The following is a 15,686-nucleotide window of genomic DNA, read 5'->3' as shown; positions in this document are numbered from 1 at the left end:
AACCCAACACCGATATCAATGTTGGGTTTCGCATTGCTCAACTCAACCTACATCTAATACACTATTTTAGCCTTGCCACGCTACTAGATTTGGGAAGTCACTAATTTTTGGATTCTGGTTCAAAAAATGTCTTTGCGCTTTTGTAAGTAAAATGTCACTGTCAAATAAATGATAGTATGTAAGCACAAAACACCCCAATTTAAACTTAAGTTAGACCATGTAGCTTCATAAATAGATGTTGGTTCAAATGGTTGAGGTGCTGGAATATTATTAGGAACTAGGGCATTGAGATTAACTAAAGTACCATAAGCTCCCACAGACCAACGACTGAGCATTAACCAGGAAACTATACTAGCAGCATCTTCCATTTTAAATAAAACACCGGAAAATATAATTTGCGGTAGCAACAGCAGAGGTAAAGCACTATTAGCTTGACTAATATTTTTTACAAAGGTTGAAACTAGTAAGCCTAGACTAATACTAGTTAAAAGTGTCAAAAATGTAGTAATTACTAATCCTAATTGCCAAGAGATTAAGTCAGGCTGCGGTGATTTAAAACAAATTAAAATTATTGTTGCGATCAATAAAGTTTGCAGAAGTGCTAAACCTGAAAGAATCGCTACTTTAGAACTGAGATAAGCCAATAAACCTAAATTAACTAATCTTTCACGCAGGTAAATTGCTGATTCTTTCACTATTTCTTGTAATGAACTAGAAAGTCCTACCCATAATGCTGCACAAGTAAAGATAAATAACACCCGCAACGCTAAAGGTGCAAGGGTGGGATCTGGTTGTTCTCCTAAGACTAAGGGTTCTTGACCTCTGATGGCGAGGGTCATTAAACTGATCCCGATGGGTGCAGTTAACAGTGCTAAACCAAGGTTAACGCGATCGCGCTTTTGAATCTGCAAGTAACGTTGCGCTAGAATCTGGAACTGTCCCCAGAAGGAAGTCCCAGAACCCTGAGAATTAACTAGATGTGGCTGTAGGGTTTGATTTCCGGGACTGAGGTGATTTTCAATATAAAACCGATAATCATCGGATTGGTGAAATCTCATCGCCTGATCAACGACATTTTCGGGGTTTTCTAGCTGATTGTAGATATCAGCAAAATCATCTCTGACACCAAAAAACTGTAAGCATTCATCAGGAGGGCCAAAATAACATAACCGTCCTCCTTGACCAAGAAACACCACGCGATCGCATAGTTTAATATTAGCTGTCGCATGAGTCACTAAAACCACCGTCCGCCCTTGATCAGCTAATTTCCGCAATAATTGCATCATCTTCTTATCCAACCCCGGATCAAGTCCTGAAGTCGGTTCATCTAAGAAAAACAACTTGGGATCAGCTAATAATTCCACCCCAATACTTACCCGTTTCCGTTGTCCCCCACTCAGTTGGGACACCTTCGCCTGGCGACGGTGGGACATTTCCACATCTTGTAAAGTCTTTTCCACCACATTCGCCACATCAATATCTGGTGGTAATCGCAACTTGGCGGCGTAAGTCAGCACTTCCCCCACCGTCAATTCTTGGTGAATAATGTCATCCTGTGGAACGTAACCTATATGAGTGCGGTAAAGGTGGAAATTATTTCGCAGATTTTCACCATTGAGGTAAACTATGCCTTGAGTTGTTTGCTCAATTCCCAAGAGGGTACGCATCAAAGTTGACTTCCCCGCACCACTACCACCTACCAAAGCTACAAACTGTCCTGGTTCAATGGCTACAGATATATCATCCAAGCGTCGCTTGTCTTTATCTTGAATCACCAAATCACAAGCATCTAAACGAATTTGATTACCTTGATCGATGAATTGTAATTCATCCCCACGCAATACCAGACTAAATGGCCCAATACGAATGATTGCACCTGGGGTAAGGATGATACTGCTGTTAACTCGTTGTCCATTGACAAACACCCCATTGGTACTGTGATCACGCAGAATGTAGCGTCCTTGAGTATCAGTATCAATGGTGGCGTGACGACGGGAAACTGTAGGCGCGTCTAAAGGTAAACTAGAATCACTATCGCGTCCCAGTAAAACAGACCTCTGTTTCAGAGAGATTCCTTGTGAACTCGGCGCAGGATTCACTACAGGATTAGCTGGATTATAGTATTTCAGCACAACCATATTTTGGGGATTTTGACCAATACTGATTTCTGTATCGTGTGTTAGATAATGCCCAGAATCGGAAGTGATGCGGATGCGATTAATATACAGTCCATTCGTACTAGGCTTTTGACCATCCCCATCATAAATTCGGTAGTCTTTGCCATCTTTATATAACAAAGCTTGACATCGCCCTACAACTTGCCAATCTTCTGGGACAACTAGATCAGCCATTGATTGTTCTCGCCCAATTATATGCTGTTGCTTGTTGAGTTCAAAGTGTAATATGTTTCCTTGTTTTTCCAAGCTTAAATATGGGTTCGTAATGTCACCATTTTTATTTGTATTCATAGAATAAACGTTTTGTATAATTTTCTTGATTTTCAGTTAAATTTATGTTTTTACACCAAATTTTAACAAAGTATTTTTCTAATTTATAAAAGTATATATTCGGAGGCGTATGTAGTTAATTATGCTAAAATATTTTTTAATTATTAAAATATAATAATTATGCAAACACCTACATTATTAAATCATCGCTACCGAGTGATTCGGGTATTGGGGTCTGGTGGATTTGGCGAAACATTTCTAGCAGAAGATACCCAAATGCCATCAGGTCGGAGATGCGTTATTAAAAAGCTCAAGCCTGTAGAAAATAACCCGCAGATTTATCAGTTAGTGCAAGAACGGTTTCAAAGAGAAGCCGCCATATTAGAAGAATTAGGTGATGGGTGCAATCAGATTCCTAAACTATATGCCTACTTTGTAGAAGACGATGACTTTTTTTTAGTCCAAGAATATATTGAGGGCGACACTCTACAGGAAAAGTTGCACCTACAAGGACAGTTGAGTGAAAGTTCAGTCAGAGAAATTCTCAGCAACATTCTGCCGATTTTGGATTACGTCCACAGTAAACGCATCGTCCATAGAGACATTAAGCCAGAAAACATTTTAATTCGCCACGGTGATGGTAAACCCGTGTTGATTGACTTTGGTGCAGTCAAAGAAACAATGGGAACAATAATGACTGTTTCTGGTGAATCTAGCCGGTCGATTGTGATTGGTACGCCTGGATTTATGCCTAGTGAACAATCAGCAGGTCGTCCAGTATTTGCTAGTGATTTGTATAGTATGGGGTTAACAGCAATTTATTTGCTAACTGGTAAGATTCCCCAACAATTAGAAACCGATCCGGGGACGGGTGATTTAATCTGGCGACACCATGCTTTAAGTGTTAGTCCCAGTTTTGCCACATTGTTAGATAAAGCGATCGCCTCTCACGCACGCGATCGCTACTCCACCGCTAAAGAAATGCTTCAAGCCTTACAACATGGTGCAACACCAATCGCCCCAACCATCCCAGTTTCACCTCCCACATTAGTTTCTGCACCCCCAGCATATGTCCAACCGCAGCAAACAGTAGTCTCCGCACCACCCGCAGACGCTCCATATCAGCAGCCGGTTTATTCTCAACCACCACCACCAGTTAGCAAAGGAATGGGTGATTGGCAAAAAGCAGTCATCATCGGCGGCGTAATTGGGGCGTGTGTAATTGGCGGTTTATGGATTACCAGACCATCTCAAACCCAAAACAATGTAAATCATACAGAAGCCACGACTTCTCCGACAACAGAGATATCTCCAACCACTACACCTACACCTATAGTTATATATACAAGTGTGCCTAGAGTAGAACGCACTCAACCCAGTAAACCACCTCCACTTCCACCGCGAACTGTATATCCGACTTCGACTTCATCAATTACACAATCAGAAGCTACCAGCTTAATTAATGATTGGCTACAAGCTAAACGTGTGATGTTTGCGCCTCCTTATGATCGTCAACCAGCAAATCAATTGACTACAGGTGAAGAATACGAAAGAGTTGCAGGAATAGATGGTTCTATAAATTCTCTAAAGAATGATGGTTTTTACTATAAATATGGAGTACAACAAATCGACAGTGTAGATAATTTCACTGTAAATGGTAGTTATGCAATAATTAAAGTAAAAATTACTGAAGATCGTACACTGTTTGACAGCAATGGTAACATTATACCTAAAGAAACTGATTTTAAAACTAGGACAATACGCTACAAACTAAAATTTGTAGATGACCGATGGAAGATAGATTCAAAAACTAATTTAAGTGATTAAATTATTAATTATGAAACCAAAAAAGAAAAGGTTTTATCTTTTAAGGTTATTAGGAATTGCTACAATAGCTTTATTTACGGTTGTAATTTTTGGTGTGTTATTGCTGAAATTTTCACTTACAAATCCCTCAGGTCAAGCTACTACATATTCAACACCATCTAATATAGTTACTCCTAAAGTAAATTCAATGAAATCTGCACTACCAAGTGTAGAGATCAGCACTAATTCCACATCAATAACTGTAGACAACTTACCTCCAGTTAACCAACAACCAATAACTACTCAAATTGCCTACGGACATTTCCCCTATTCACAAGCTGATCCCAAACAATTAATCATTGTAGGTAGCTATGCTAGTGGAATAGACCAAAGATTTGAGTTTCTTAATCCAGAGGCTTGTCAAGCATTTATGAAGATGATTTATGCAGCCAGAGATGCAGGTGTTTGGATAATTCCGGTTTCAGGTTTTCGCAGCATAGAAAAACAACAAAAATTATTCCAAAATCAAATTCAGCGTTACGGTTCTGCACAAGCAGCAGCTAAAATTAGTGCGCCTCCTGGATATAGCGAACATCATACAGGCTTTGCTGTAGATTTAACGGATGGTAAATTTCCCAAACAGGATATTACTTTGGCGTTTAAAAAAACAGATGCTTATCGCTGGCTGACTCGTAACGCTAAAAAATTTGGCTTTGAAATGTCTTTCCCTGCCAACAATCTTCAAGGAGTAAACTTTGAACCTTGGCACTGGCGATATGTAGGTTCATCAAATGCAGCAGCAATATTTACTAATGCTAGAAATTAATTAAAATATACCTCATCCAAATTTGTAGAGAATAAAAGTTTGATACCAATCATCTATAAATTTGCATTGGTTTTTTCTAGCTCAACTCAACCTACGAGCAAGTCTTTGTAGTACAAGCCTACTTTTATAACAACGAATTCAATAGATTGCTAATACTACTTCATGCGTCTTCATGCGTCGAGATTCAATATTTTACAAATTATTTCAACAATCGCCTACACTGTTGTTTCAATTAATAGCAACACCCCCAAGTAATGCAGATGCTTACCGATTTGATTCCGTAGCTGTAAAAGAACCTAGATTTGAAATTGATGGTGTCTTTCTACCACCAGAAAATTAAGGTGCAGGAGTGGTATATTTTTGTGTTCGCGTAGCGTGCCGGAGGCATATTATGCAACTATCAATCAGGGTGAGTATGAAACTGCGTGGAATATGCTATCTCCCAGCTTTCAAAATAGCAAGCTGCACCCCAAAGGCTATCTTTCTTACGTGGAGTGGTGGGGAGGACAGGTAGAAAGCGTTAATGTTGATAATGTCAATTTAGTAGAAGCGAATACAGAAACAGCTACAGTTACTACGCGGTTGACATACTTGATGAAAACCGGTAGACAATCTTCTAATTCTGTGCGCTTTTCTCTGTTATGGGATGAGGAGAATAGTGCATGGGTTGTCAATGCTGCTAAGTAGTAACGTGAAGTACCATCCCGTCGCTACATTGAGTTACAAGTACGGGAGTATATTGCTTGTTTGATAGGTGAAGTTGAGGTATACCGCCCAATGATTTGGAAATTATGATCTTTTAGTGATTGGCTGATATTGGTTTTTGGGGCAAAACTAAAATCGCTGAAACCCTGATTGTTTCGTGGAATGCCCCAAATCACATTCCTGGTATGGGTTTGAGGTTGGTCAATATGTTAGTTATTAAGAATCTATATCATTTATTGCCCTCCATTTCTGCTTTAAACTTCTTCGGAAGTTGAATTAATGGAAACAACTACGCTCAACGCATAGTAATAGACATCTCCGAAAACAGTCAAAGCCTTTGTTTGGCTAGGCTGTAGCCACTAAATGCAATCATCTTAAATTAGCTATTCTGTACGATGAAATAAGACTTTGAGATATTTGCTGTTGATAATTAGGCAAAAATATCTAGTTATATGCGATAATTTTAACCTGATGATATAGCTGATATTTCTAATGGTAATATTAGCCCTCGAATCCGTAACCTTACTAGCCCACAAATCGTCAAAATTACTTGCTTATATTTGCGGGTATTTAACCTAAATCTCTCTTGGACAACTCGAAAGATTTTGACTGACCGTATTCGATGTTCAACAAAGATTCGTTTAGATGAAAATATTTTGTTCTGTTCTTTCTGTTCAGTTGTTAGTTCTTGATTTCTTGGTTTCTTAATTGGAGTTGTAATTAAATCTTCTCCAAGATATGCCTTATCTCCTTTAAATCTTTGTTTGGCATCAAACTCTGAACGATATTCTCGGAACAAAGTTATATCGCTTTTTGGACCAGGTTCACCTGCCACAACATCAACGATATCACTAGCATCAGGTAAAATAATCATTTGAGTTTTAAATGTATGATTACTCTTCTTACCTGAAAAATATTTCTTTTGTTCATCATTGTCTCTAGGTCTTTCTCTGACTTGTTCATAGCTATCTACTATTAATTCATATTCTGTGAGCATTTCTTTTACTACTTCATAGTCAGAAGCGTTTTTTTTTACTTGTTCAAGCAAACTTGATGGCAGTAATTCTCGCAAGTTAGGCAACCAATAGTTAAACGTATCGTTGGCTGTAGACTCACTTACTTCAAACTGAATACCTAGAAGTTGAAAGGTTGTCAGATGTCGGAGATACACTAAAGTTAAAATGATTTGTTCAGAAATAGATAATTTTGGTTTCCGACCTCCTCCACCAGCAATAATTCTCACTTTCTTAGATTCCAGTAAAGCTTTTTTTTCATGATATAATCTTTCCCCATTTATGATTAATTGTTGTAACTGTTCATATTCCAGACCTATTAACCTTTGGGTTTGTTTAGGATTCTCTTCAATGTAATTCAGTATATTGCTCATGCTTCTGTGTCAAAATAACGCTTTAATGTTCTTTTATCACAGAATAATACTATTTTGGAGATGTCTAATAGGTGATATTCCAACTTTAAACTTCTTCGGAAGTTGAATTAAGCAAATATTGATGCGATCGCCTTTTTATATTTCATGATGAGCGGTATGGATAAAAAGGGCGATCGCTCTACATTCTTTTTCTCTCAGTCCAAAAGCTAACTTCCAGGCTGTTCATTAGGGGTGTAAGAGTTTAAGGGTGTAGGGGTTGAAGGTGTTGGACGGGGATTGAAAACCCTCCCAACACGGTTGCCCCAAGGAGCAAGGGCTTTTAACCCAAGGATTAGGTTGGCTGCTCTTTCTTCCCCCTACACCCCTACACCCCTACACCCCTACACCCCTACAACCCTACACCCCTACACCCCTACACCCCTACACCCGCCCTAACGGGGCTTGGTAATATATCTCATCTTTTTAGAACTATCTGAAAAGAATTTAGGTATCTTGTAATAGTTCTAGCTAAGTTTTGCTGCTGCTTTCTCGTAGTTATTGCCATTACTTGATATAAACGTCCTTCAGCAATGTAGATTCTGGTTCTGGTGATTTTGCCGCCGACGTTAATGTAGGCAAATTCTTTTCCTGGATGACCATTGGAACTGCGGATATTGCGCTGACTAATTAAGTTACTTTTAGTTGTTTTTAACGCCATCTCCTGGACGTTATTCAAGATTTCTTGAGGGTTGGTCATTTGCCCGTAACTATGGGGAAATTCATTATAAACCACTAGATAGGCTACTTCCTGCTTGGGTGGTTGGGCAGAAAATATTTCTAGGTCAATTTCCCCCATGTAGGTTTTTTGAGTTTGGGATTCCCTTTTAGGCATCCCCGGCATTAATACAGTAAAACGTCCGTCTGGGGCTGTGAATAACTTCCATTGTGGCTGTACTGGTTGGGTAACAGGTGGTTTTTTTGGCGACACGGAAGTTTTAGCGGGTACAGACGGACGTTTGGGTTGACTTGCGTCTACAATCAACGAGCCGCCACAAATTAAGGTAGCGGCGATCAATGGGAACAAAACTCTATGTGTCATAGTTTTAGCATTCTCAGATGCTGATATCACTGATGATGCTAGCTGTTATAACCTAGCCGCACATAAAGCTGCACCGATCAATCCCACTTGTTGATTGAGAATAATATGCACCGGTATTTCTGCTAGTAAGGGGCGCATTCTGCCTTTTTGGGTGAAGTTCAACAAGAAGTTACTAGTTTGAATTAAATTCAAGATTTTAGGTGCAATCCCACCAGCGATATATAAGCCTCCGTAGGGTAAGAGTTTGAGGGCGAGATTACCGGCTTCTGCGCCGTAAGCATCGATAAACATTTGTAAGGTTTGTTCCGAGAGGCGATCGCTTCCTGAGACTCCAGCTTGACCAATGGCTGCACCAGGATCAACGCTTTTTTCTGGCTGTCCGGCTTCTTGTTCCCAAGTGCGGACAATTTGGGCGATTTCTGGGGATTCGCTGGCGTGTTTGCGATCGCGCAGAAATTGGTAAATAGCCACAATCCCTTGACCAGAAACTACCCGTTCTACAGACACGCGTTGAATATCATGTTTATCGAGCAGATATTTCAATAACTGAAACTCTAACTCATTGCGGGGGGCAAAGTCGGCGTGTCCTCCTTCAGAGGGAAAGACTTGATAGTTATTGCCCTGTTTGATTAAAAATCCTTGTCCCAAGCCAGTACCAGCCCCAATAATGGCAATCGGTGCTTCGGATTGGTGTTTACCAACTTGCAAAGTCAGCAAGTCTTGTTTACTCAAGCCGAAAATGCCATAACCGACAGCCGCAAAGTCATTAATCAAGGAAATCAGGGGAATACCCAATTCTTGCGCTAGGCGGTCTGTATCCAGAAACCAAGCTAAATTCGTGAGTTTGGCAGTATTGTTGACCACCGGGCCAGCGATCGCAAAACAAGCTTTTTTCGGTGTACCTGCGTTGGCTTTAAGTAAAAATTGCTGTACCATCGGTACTAAATCAGGAAAATCCCCGCTCTGGTAACTTTCCTCATAAATAGTCTGCAACCCAGATGAGTCTGATATTTCTACCAAACGCAAAATAGTTTTTGTACCGCCAATATCTCCTGCTAGTAACAGTGTCATAAAAATTATCAGTAAGTGAGTTGTGTTAGCGGTAGCGCGGCGTTTAGCCGGTGCTGAGTAATGAGTAATGAGTGATGAGTAATGAGTAATGAGTGAGAAGACAATAAGTAATAGTCATTCTCCCTTCCAGTCCCCAGTCCCCAGTCCCCAGTCCCCAGTCCCCAATCCCCAATCCCCAATCCCCAATTTCAAGCAAAACGAATAACTTCCTCTACCTGAGTTAAATGGGTGGTATCTCCCTTTAGTTCTAGCAACCATTCTGGTTCTCTACGGACTACTTTGACTACAGAACACAAGGAAGCTTTGACTTCGGTTTTGGCAATATCCCCCACTAAACCCATCGCACTCCCCAGTACAGAAGCCCCATGTGCTACTAGCAAAATATCATGGGGGAAGTATTCCGATGCCAAGCACCTAGCAGTTTGTGCTGAACGTGCGCGTACCTGTTCGTGAGTTTCGGGATATTTGGCAGCAATTTGGGGCGTGTAGCTGGTATCAATTCTGGGAAATAATGCTGATAGGGCTGGAGTTGAGAGTTTTTCGGGTTCTTCTGTCATCCAAGCAGGGTTTAGCCATTCGCTTAGTCCTGTTTCTAGTTTAATTGGCAAATCTAAAACTTCTGCTACAGCGTTGGCTGTTTGTACTGTCCGCAGGAAGGGAGAAGCAAAAATATGGGTGATTTTTTCTTGTTTTAACCGCCTAGCTAGCTGCTTGGCTTGAACAAAACCATCTTCAGACAGGGGTGGATCGTAGCGTCGTTCTGCGGTGAGAAACCAATCGGGGTTTACGAAGTCGAGGCGGTTGGCGTGTCTTGCGATCCAAACTATTTGACTCATGGCTTATATTCAGGCGAATTCCATTCGCATCCACACAAAGATAGACATCCGAAAAGACGGGTGCAAACCCAATATAGGACAAATTTTGTAACCTTTTGTAATAGTTAAATTTATTTGTCGGTATAAAAATAAAGCCGGGAAGTAGAATTCTGACCCCCAGTGATTACCATACTGGCAAAATTTGTTACAAATAATTAGCCCAAATAAGCTTTTTTCACTCGCTCATCACTAATTAACTCTGAAGCTGCACCAGTTAAAGTGATAGAACCAGCTTCTAAAACATAACCTCTATCAGCAATTTGTAGAGCTAAATTGGCGTTTTGTTCGACTAATAAAATAGTCACACCAGTAGCCCGCAAATTTTCAATAATTGAGAATATTTCTTTGACGATCGCAGGTGCTAAACCCAAACTCGGCTCATCTAAAAGCAATAGTTGTGGTCTACTCATTAAAGCACGAGCGATCGCTAACATTTGTTGTTCACCACCACTAAGAGTTCCGGCTAGTTGAGTACGTCGTTGCGCTAACCGAGGAAATAACTCAAATTGATTTTGAATATCAGCTTTAATTTCAGCTTGATTTGAGCGAATATAAGCACCCAAAAGTAAATTATCTAACACCGTTTGCTTTGCCAAAACTCGCCGACCTTCTGGACAATGAGCAATCCCCAACTTTACAAGTTCATGAGGTTGGCGACGGGTAATATTCCGTCCACTATAAATAATTTGCCCATTGAGAGGATTAACTATTTTAGATATCGCGCGTAGTGTTGTAGTTTTCCCCGCACCATTAGCACCAATTAAAGTAACTACCTCGCCCTTTTGAATAGTTAAATTAATCTTTTTTAGGGCTTGAATACCACCATAATTAACATCAAGGTCTTGCACCTCTAAAATTACAAAATCTTGACTATCTTCATATTGGTGTTTATCGGCGTTCATCGGCGGTTGCAGAAATGTAGAATGAGGTCATAAAACCTAACATACATCAATATAAGGTTTTTGCAATATGTTGGCACTTGCTCACATATTAATTTTTAATTTTTGCTACTTTACTTTTTTGATATTGGTTTTGAGACGAATACTTTCATCATGAAGCCCAAAATAGCACTAAGACAACTAGCCAAAAAGTGACCAATAATTCAGATTTTCATGGACTACGAACACACAATCATTAGTAGGGGTTGCTATGGCATTCTCTCATGATTCCAGCTTTCTCTCACTTGAATGGCTGGTATCTCATGTTGTGACCTTTGTTTAAAATTTGATGGTTGTAGATGAACATAGGAATAATCGAGTCTTACAGCAACGGGTTTTTAGAAGTTATACCAGAAGGTGAAAGCAGCGACTATTGGCAGATTGTAGCTATACATATCAATGGCGAAGCTTACTGTCCTACTCCTCAACTTTATCGCTCAGAAAAACTGGCATTAGTAAAAGCCGCACAAATTTATGATTGGATAGCTGAACACGAACCAGAAATTAGTGATGGGGCTTGCTATTGCTCTCAATTGAAACTTATCCTATGGCAGCAATCGAAAGTATCTTAGGGCTGCTTTCCTATTATTACAGGCAAGGGGACTTGTCTACTACTCTTTCTCAGATATAAGGCGATCGCTCGCTACGCCTAATCTATTGCTCATTCATTACCTAAATAAGCTTCAATCACAGCCGGATTATTTCTGACTACAGAGGGTTCACCCAAGGCTATTAATTGTCCAAAATCTAATACTGCTATTCTGTTGCATAGTCCCATGACTAAGGGGACGTGATGCTCAATAAGAATAATAGTTAAATTGAAGCGATCGCGCAAATCCCGAATAAAATCGCTCAGTTGTACTTTTTCACTGGGATTCATCCCCGCCGCAGGTTCATCAAGTAGTAATATTTGCGGTTCTAAAGCTAAAGCACGAGCAATTTCTAAGCGACGTTGATCACCATAGGCAAAATTTCGGGATTTTTCTGTGGCGCGATCGCTTAATCCCACCATATCTAATAATTCTAAAGCTTTCTGTCTACTTTTTGCTTCTTCTCTTGGTGCTGGCGGTAAGCCTAAAACCCCTGTAAATATACTACTATTCGTATGTAAATGTCTGGCAATAATCACATTCTCTAGAGCGGATAATTCCCCGAATAAGCGAATATTTTGGAAGGTACGAGCAATACCTAAACTAGCAATTTCATAAGAACGCCGTTGAGAAATTTCTTGCCCTTGATAAATTAGTTCTCCACTAGAAAGGGGAATTAACGCTGTAATTAAATTAAATAAGGTCGTTTTACCAGCACCATTAGGGCCTATTAATCCAAAAATTTCATATTTATTAACTGTAAAAGATACATTATTTACCGCCACTAACCCACCAAAGCGGCGAGTTATTGACTTGGCTTCTAAAATAGATTTGCTTTTATCTATCGGGATAGTTTGGGACATTTTCGAGTGCTGTTAGCGGTAGCGGGGCGTTTAGCGCGTGATAGCTTCTACTTCTAACATATCCATATTTTGCGCCCCTATCTCCTCTCTCAACCAATGAATTTAATTTTGCGCGATTACCTAGATAACTTGGTTACAATTTCCGTAACGAAACTGCCGAAAGCTGTAGAAAGAAGTTAGGTTAGTGTTTGAACAACAGCCGTACCGCAGCCGCTATGGTAAAAGAATTAGCAATTCGCACCTGTGGATTAACTAAGCAATTTGAACGGCACGTAGCCGTGAATGATGTGGACTTAGAAATCCAAATGGGTGAAGTATATGGACTCATAGGCCCAAATGGCGCAGGTAAGACAACTCTCATCCGAATGTTGGCAGCAGCCGAAGAACCAACTACTGGTGAGATTTATATTAACGGCGATCGCCTGCGTCGTGACAAGAGTAACCCCACCCTCAAACGTCGCCTTGGCTACCTCCCTGATGATTATCCTCTATATGAAGATTTAACCGTCTGGGATTACTTAGATTATTTTGCCCGTTTGTATCGGCTGCGAGAACCACGCCGCACTCAACGCTTACATGAAGTTTTAGAACTCATCCAACTGGGTAATAAACGCCACAGTCTAATTTCTACCCTGTCGCGAGGGATGAAGCAGCGTTTGAGTTTAGCACGCACTATTATCCATGAGCCAATTTTACTGCTATTAGATGAGCCTGTTTCTGGACTTGACCCCATTGCCAGGATGCAGTTTCGGGAAATTATCAAGGCTTTGCAAGAAGCAGGGATGACAATCTTAATTTCTTCCCACGTCCTCAGCGACTTAGCAGAACTGTGTAGTTCTGTAGGCATTATGGAATTAGGTTTTTTAGTAGAAAGTGCTTCACTCCAACATCTTTATCAAAGGCTGTCTCGTCAACAAATAATTTTATCAACTTTGGGTGATTTAGAGGCACTTTTAAGCGAAGTTAAACATCATCCTTGTGTAGAAGAGTGGGAAAAACTACCAGGAAAAAATAGCTTAAGAGTGAATTTTTCAGGTACACAGGAAGATTGCGCTGAATTATTGCGATCGCTAGTTAAATCTGGGTTTCCCATAACTGATTTTCACTGCATACAAGAAGACCTAGAAAGTATTTTCTTGAAACTGGGACACAAACAAGCATCTTAATTATTTAATGGGGAAATGTTGACAATGATGCAGAATTTTATCGATAAAATAGGTGACTGGAATCCTCAATTATTGAGAGAAATTAAAGGTCGCCTCAAAGTTTTTAATTTAGTCATTGCTGTTGGCTTATCACTTATTGGACAACTGGGAGTTGTGCTATATCAATTTGGTTCTTATCCTGGCGAAAAATATGCCATGTCTGAAACATATTGCAATTTAAGTGCAGGTTATAAACAGCGTATCAATTCACTCTATCCACAAATTGATATAGTTCAGCAAAAAATTAATACCTATACTGGTAATACTAACTTTGATCCAGAAAAACTTCAGGTATTAAAAACACAACTAGCTAACTTAAAAACTGAGCAGACTAATATTAATAAGCTTCTCTATGATAAATTCTGCCCCAGCGACCAAATAAATATGTCATTGTGGTGGCGAGACCACTGGGAATATACATTCTTAACTCTCAGTGTAATGTTTGTCTTTATCTTGTTAGTTGCAGGCACATATTTACTCATCAATAATTTAGCCCAAGAAGAGCGTCGCGGCACTCTCAATTTTTTGCGTTTAACTCCTCAATCAGAGGTGAGTATTTTAACAGGCAAAATGTTAGGAGTGCCAATTGTTATTTATCTCATAGTTATAGCTGCCTTACCCTTACATTTGTTAGCAGGATTATCTGCAAAAATTGCCTTTAGTCACATTCTGAATTTTGATATCATACTCTTAGCTAGCTGCATTTTCTTCTACAGTTATGCACTGCTATTTGGTTTAATTAGTCGTTCATTTAATGGTTTTGAACCTTGGTTAGCTAGTGGTGCAGTGTTACTATATTTGTTCATTACTCTGAATTTATCATCACACAGCACCAACTTTCACAATACAGCAACGTGGTTACAGCTATTAAGCCCGTTTGATATGATGAGTTATCTATTTGGTAACTTATTCAGTCGCGATGATCAATCCTCTCTTGAGAAATTACAGTTTTTCTATTTACCACTAGGTAAAAGTCTTGTGGGTTTAGTAGGCTTACATTTATTTAACTATGGTGTTGGCATTTACTGGGCTTGGCAAGCACTAAAGCGTCGTTTTCGCAATCCGAACATAGCCATTTTCAATAAATCTCAGAGTTATTTATTTGTAGGTTGTTGTCAATTAGTTCTTTGGGGATTTACTCTACAATATACAAATAACTACTGTTCTCCTTACGTGAAGGATTGCTACTATGATTTGAATCACCAAATAGTTGAAAGCTTTGTTATTCTGGCGTTTTTTAACTTGGTTTTACTGTTCGGGATGATAGGAATTTTATCACCCCATCGCCAAGAAATTCAAGATTGGTCAAGATATAGTTATCACCAAGTTTCTAATCGCAAAGCTTTTTTGCATAGTTCATGGTTAAAAGATGTAATTTGGGGTGAAAAAAGTCCAGCTTTGGTAGCAATGACTATTAACCTCTTAATAATTCTCACCCCCCTAGTAGCTTGGATTATTCTTGCACCCCTGTTAAATTTCAAAAATAACAGTGCTATTGATTGGGTAAATGAGATTGGCAGACTGAAAGCTATTTTAGCTGTAGCTTTATTTATTAGTATGATGATGATCTACACTACCTTAGCTCAAATCATGCTATTAATGAAAACTCCCAAGCGCGGTATTTGGGCAATTGGGACTATAGGTATAGTCATGTTTTTACCACCCACTATCTTAGGATTTTTAGGCATTTCTCCCGCTAAAAATTCTCTTATTTGGTTATTTTCTAGTTTTCCTTGGATAGGAATTCAAGATTCTGCAACAATCACAGTTTTTATGTCACTCCTAGCTGAATTAGCCGTCTTAGCTTTGTTGAATTTTAAACTCAACAAGCAGATAAAATTAGCAGGAGAATCAGCTAGTCAAGCATTACTCACCGGACGTTAACTATATCGTTT

The 15,686-nt window shown here is 39.5% G+C and carries 13 protein-coding genes and 2 pseudogenes; 8 read left to right on the top strand and 7 right to left on the bottom strand.

The genetic code is table 11. The annotated features are described in order from the left end of the window. Nucleotides 1-119: 119 nt before the first annotated feature. Nucleotides 120-2,468 carry an ATP-binding cassette domain-containing protein gene (locus L6494_RS25045; RefSeq protein WP_237990429.1) on the bottom strand — a complete coding sequence of 783 codons (2,349 nt, stop codon included), beginning with the start codon at nt 2,466-2,468 and terminating at the stop codon, nt 120-122. 159 nt (nt 2,469-2,627) lie between these two features. On the opposite strand from L6494_RS25045, the gene L6494_RS25040 reads away from it, so the two are divergent. From L6494_RS25040 to L6494_RS25025, 4 genes and pseudogenes are all read left to right on the top strand, one after another. Then, on the top strand, nt 2,628-4,274 hold the full coding sequence (locus tag L6494_RS25040) for a protein kinase domain-containing protein (protein ID WP_237990428.1): 1,647 nt from the start codon (nt 2,628-2,630) through the stop codon (nt 4,272-4,274). Nucleotides 4,275-4,284: 10 nt separating this feature from the next. Continuing rightward, nucleotides 4,285-5,079 (top strand): M15 family metallopeptidase, encoded by a 795-nt coding sequence (locus tag L6494_RS25035; RefSeq protein WP_237990427.1) that lies wholly within the window; start codon nt 4,285-4,287, stop codon nt 5,077-5,079. Between the two features lie 172 nt (nt 5,080-5,251). Continuing rightward, nucleotides 5,252-5,416 (top strand): annotated as a pseudogene (locus L6494_RS25030) (DUF2887 domain-containing protein); the annotation flags it as partial. Nucleotides 5,417-5,466: 50 nt separating this feature from the next. Continuing rightward, nucleotides 5,467-5,766, top strand: a pseudogene (locus L6494_RS25025) (serine/threonine protein kinase); the annotation flags it as partial. 481 nt (nt 5,767-6,247) lie between these two features. Here the strand turns inward: L6494_RS25025 and L6494_RS25020 are convergent. Further along, the gene (locus tag L6494_RS25020; protein WP_237988802.1) at nt 6,248-7,171 is read right to left on the bottom strand and encodes a transposase; all 924 of its coding nucleotides are present in this window, start codon (nt 7,169-7,171) and stop codon (nt 6,248-6,250) included. Nucleotides 7,172-7,447: 276 nt separating this feature from the next. On the opposite strand from L6494_RS25020, the gene L6494_RS25015 reads away from it, so the two are divergent. After that, nucleotides 7,448-7,606 carry a hypothetical protein gene (locus L6494_RS25015; RefSeq protein WP_237990426.1) on the top strand — a complete coding sequence of 53 codons (159 nt, stop codon included), beginning with the start codon at nt 7,448-7,450 and terminating at the stop codon, nt 7,604-7,606. Between the two features lie 19 nt (nt 7,607-7,625). Here L6494_RS25015 and L6494_RS25010 read toward each other — a convergent pair whose 3' ends face one another. From L6494_RS25010 to L6494_RS24995, 4 genes are all read right to left on the bottom strand, one after another. Next, on the bottom strand, nt 7,626-8,249 hold the full coding sequence (locus L6494_RS25010; RefSeq protein ID WP_237990425.1) for a hypothetical protein: 624 nt from the start codon (nt 8,247-8,249) through the stop codon (nt 7,626-7,628). 45 nt (nt 8,250-8,294) lie between these two features. Next, the gene (locus L6494_RS25005) at nt 8,295-9,320 is read right to left on the bottom strand and encodes a glucokinase (RefSeq protein WP_237990424.1); all 1,026 of its coding nucleotides are present in this window, start codon (nt 9,318-9,320) and stop codon (nt 8,295-8,297) included. Between the two features lie 188 nt (nt 9,321-9,508). Next, nucleotides 9,509-10,156: a histidine phosphatase family protein gene (locus L6494_RS25000; RefSeq protein ID WP_237990423.1), complete on the bottom strand. Its 648-nt coding sequence runs from the start codon at nt 10,154-10,156 to the stop codon at nt 9,509-9,511. A gap of 194 nt (nt 10,157-10,350) precedes the next feature. Then, the gene (locus tag L6494_RS24995; RefSeq protein WP_237990422.1) at nt 10,351-11,097 is read right to left on the bottom strand and encodes an ABC transporter ATP-binding protein; all 747 of its coding nucleotides are present in this window, start codon (nt 11,095-11,097) and stop codon (nt 10,351-10,353) included. A 335-nt stretch (nt 11,098-11,432) separates the two neighbouring features. Here L6494_RS24995 and L6494_RS24990 point away from each other — a divergent pair, with 335 nt between their 5' ends. Next, a complete protein-coding gene (locus L6494_RS24990; RefSeq protein WP_237990421.1) occupies nt 11,433-11,705 on the top strand; it encodes a hypothetical protein in 273 nt (90 codons plus the stop codon). A gap of 89 nt (nt 11,706-11,794) precedes the next feature. Here the strand turns inward: L6494_RS24990 and L6494_RS24985 are convergent, their stop codons facing one another. Next, a complete protein-coding gene (locus L6494_RS24985) occupies nt 11,795-12,586 on the bottom strand; it encodes an ABC transporter ATP-binding protein (RefSeq protein WP_237990420.1) in 792 nt (263 codons plus the stop codon). A gap of 215 nt (nt 12,587-12,801) precedes the next feature. On the opposite strand from L6494_RS24985, the gene L6494_RS24980 reads away from it, so the two are divergent. Both L6494_RS24980 and L6494_RS24975 read left to right on the top strand, forming a co-directional pair. Further along, nucleotides 12,802-13,752, top strand: a complete 951-nt coding sequence (locus tag L6494_RS24980; RefSeq protein ID WP_237996266.1) for an ABC transporter ATP-binding protein — start codon at nt 12,802-12,804, stop codon at nt 13,750-13,752. A gap of 24 nt (nt 13,753-13,776) precedes the next feature. Further along, entirely contained in the window at nt 13,777-15,675 is a 1,899-nt protein-coding gene (locus L6494_RS24975; protein WP_237990419.1) for an ABC transporter permease subunit, read from the top strand. Nucleotides 15,676-15,686: the final 11 nt, after the last annotated feature.

The sequence above is a fragment of the Nostoc sp. UHCC 0870 genome (assembly GCF_022063185.1).
GTDB lineage: Bacteria > Cyanobacteriota > Cyanobacteriia > Cyanobacteriales > Nostocaceae > Trichormus.
This window is presented reverse-complemented; position numbering and strand designations above follow the sequence as displayed.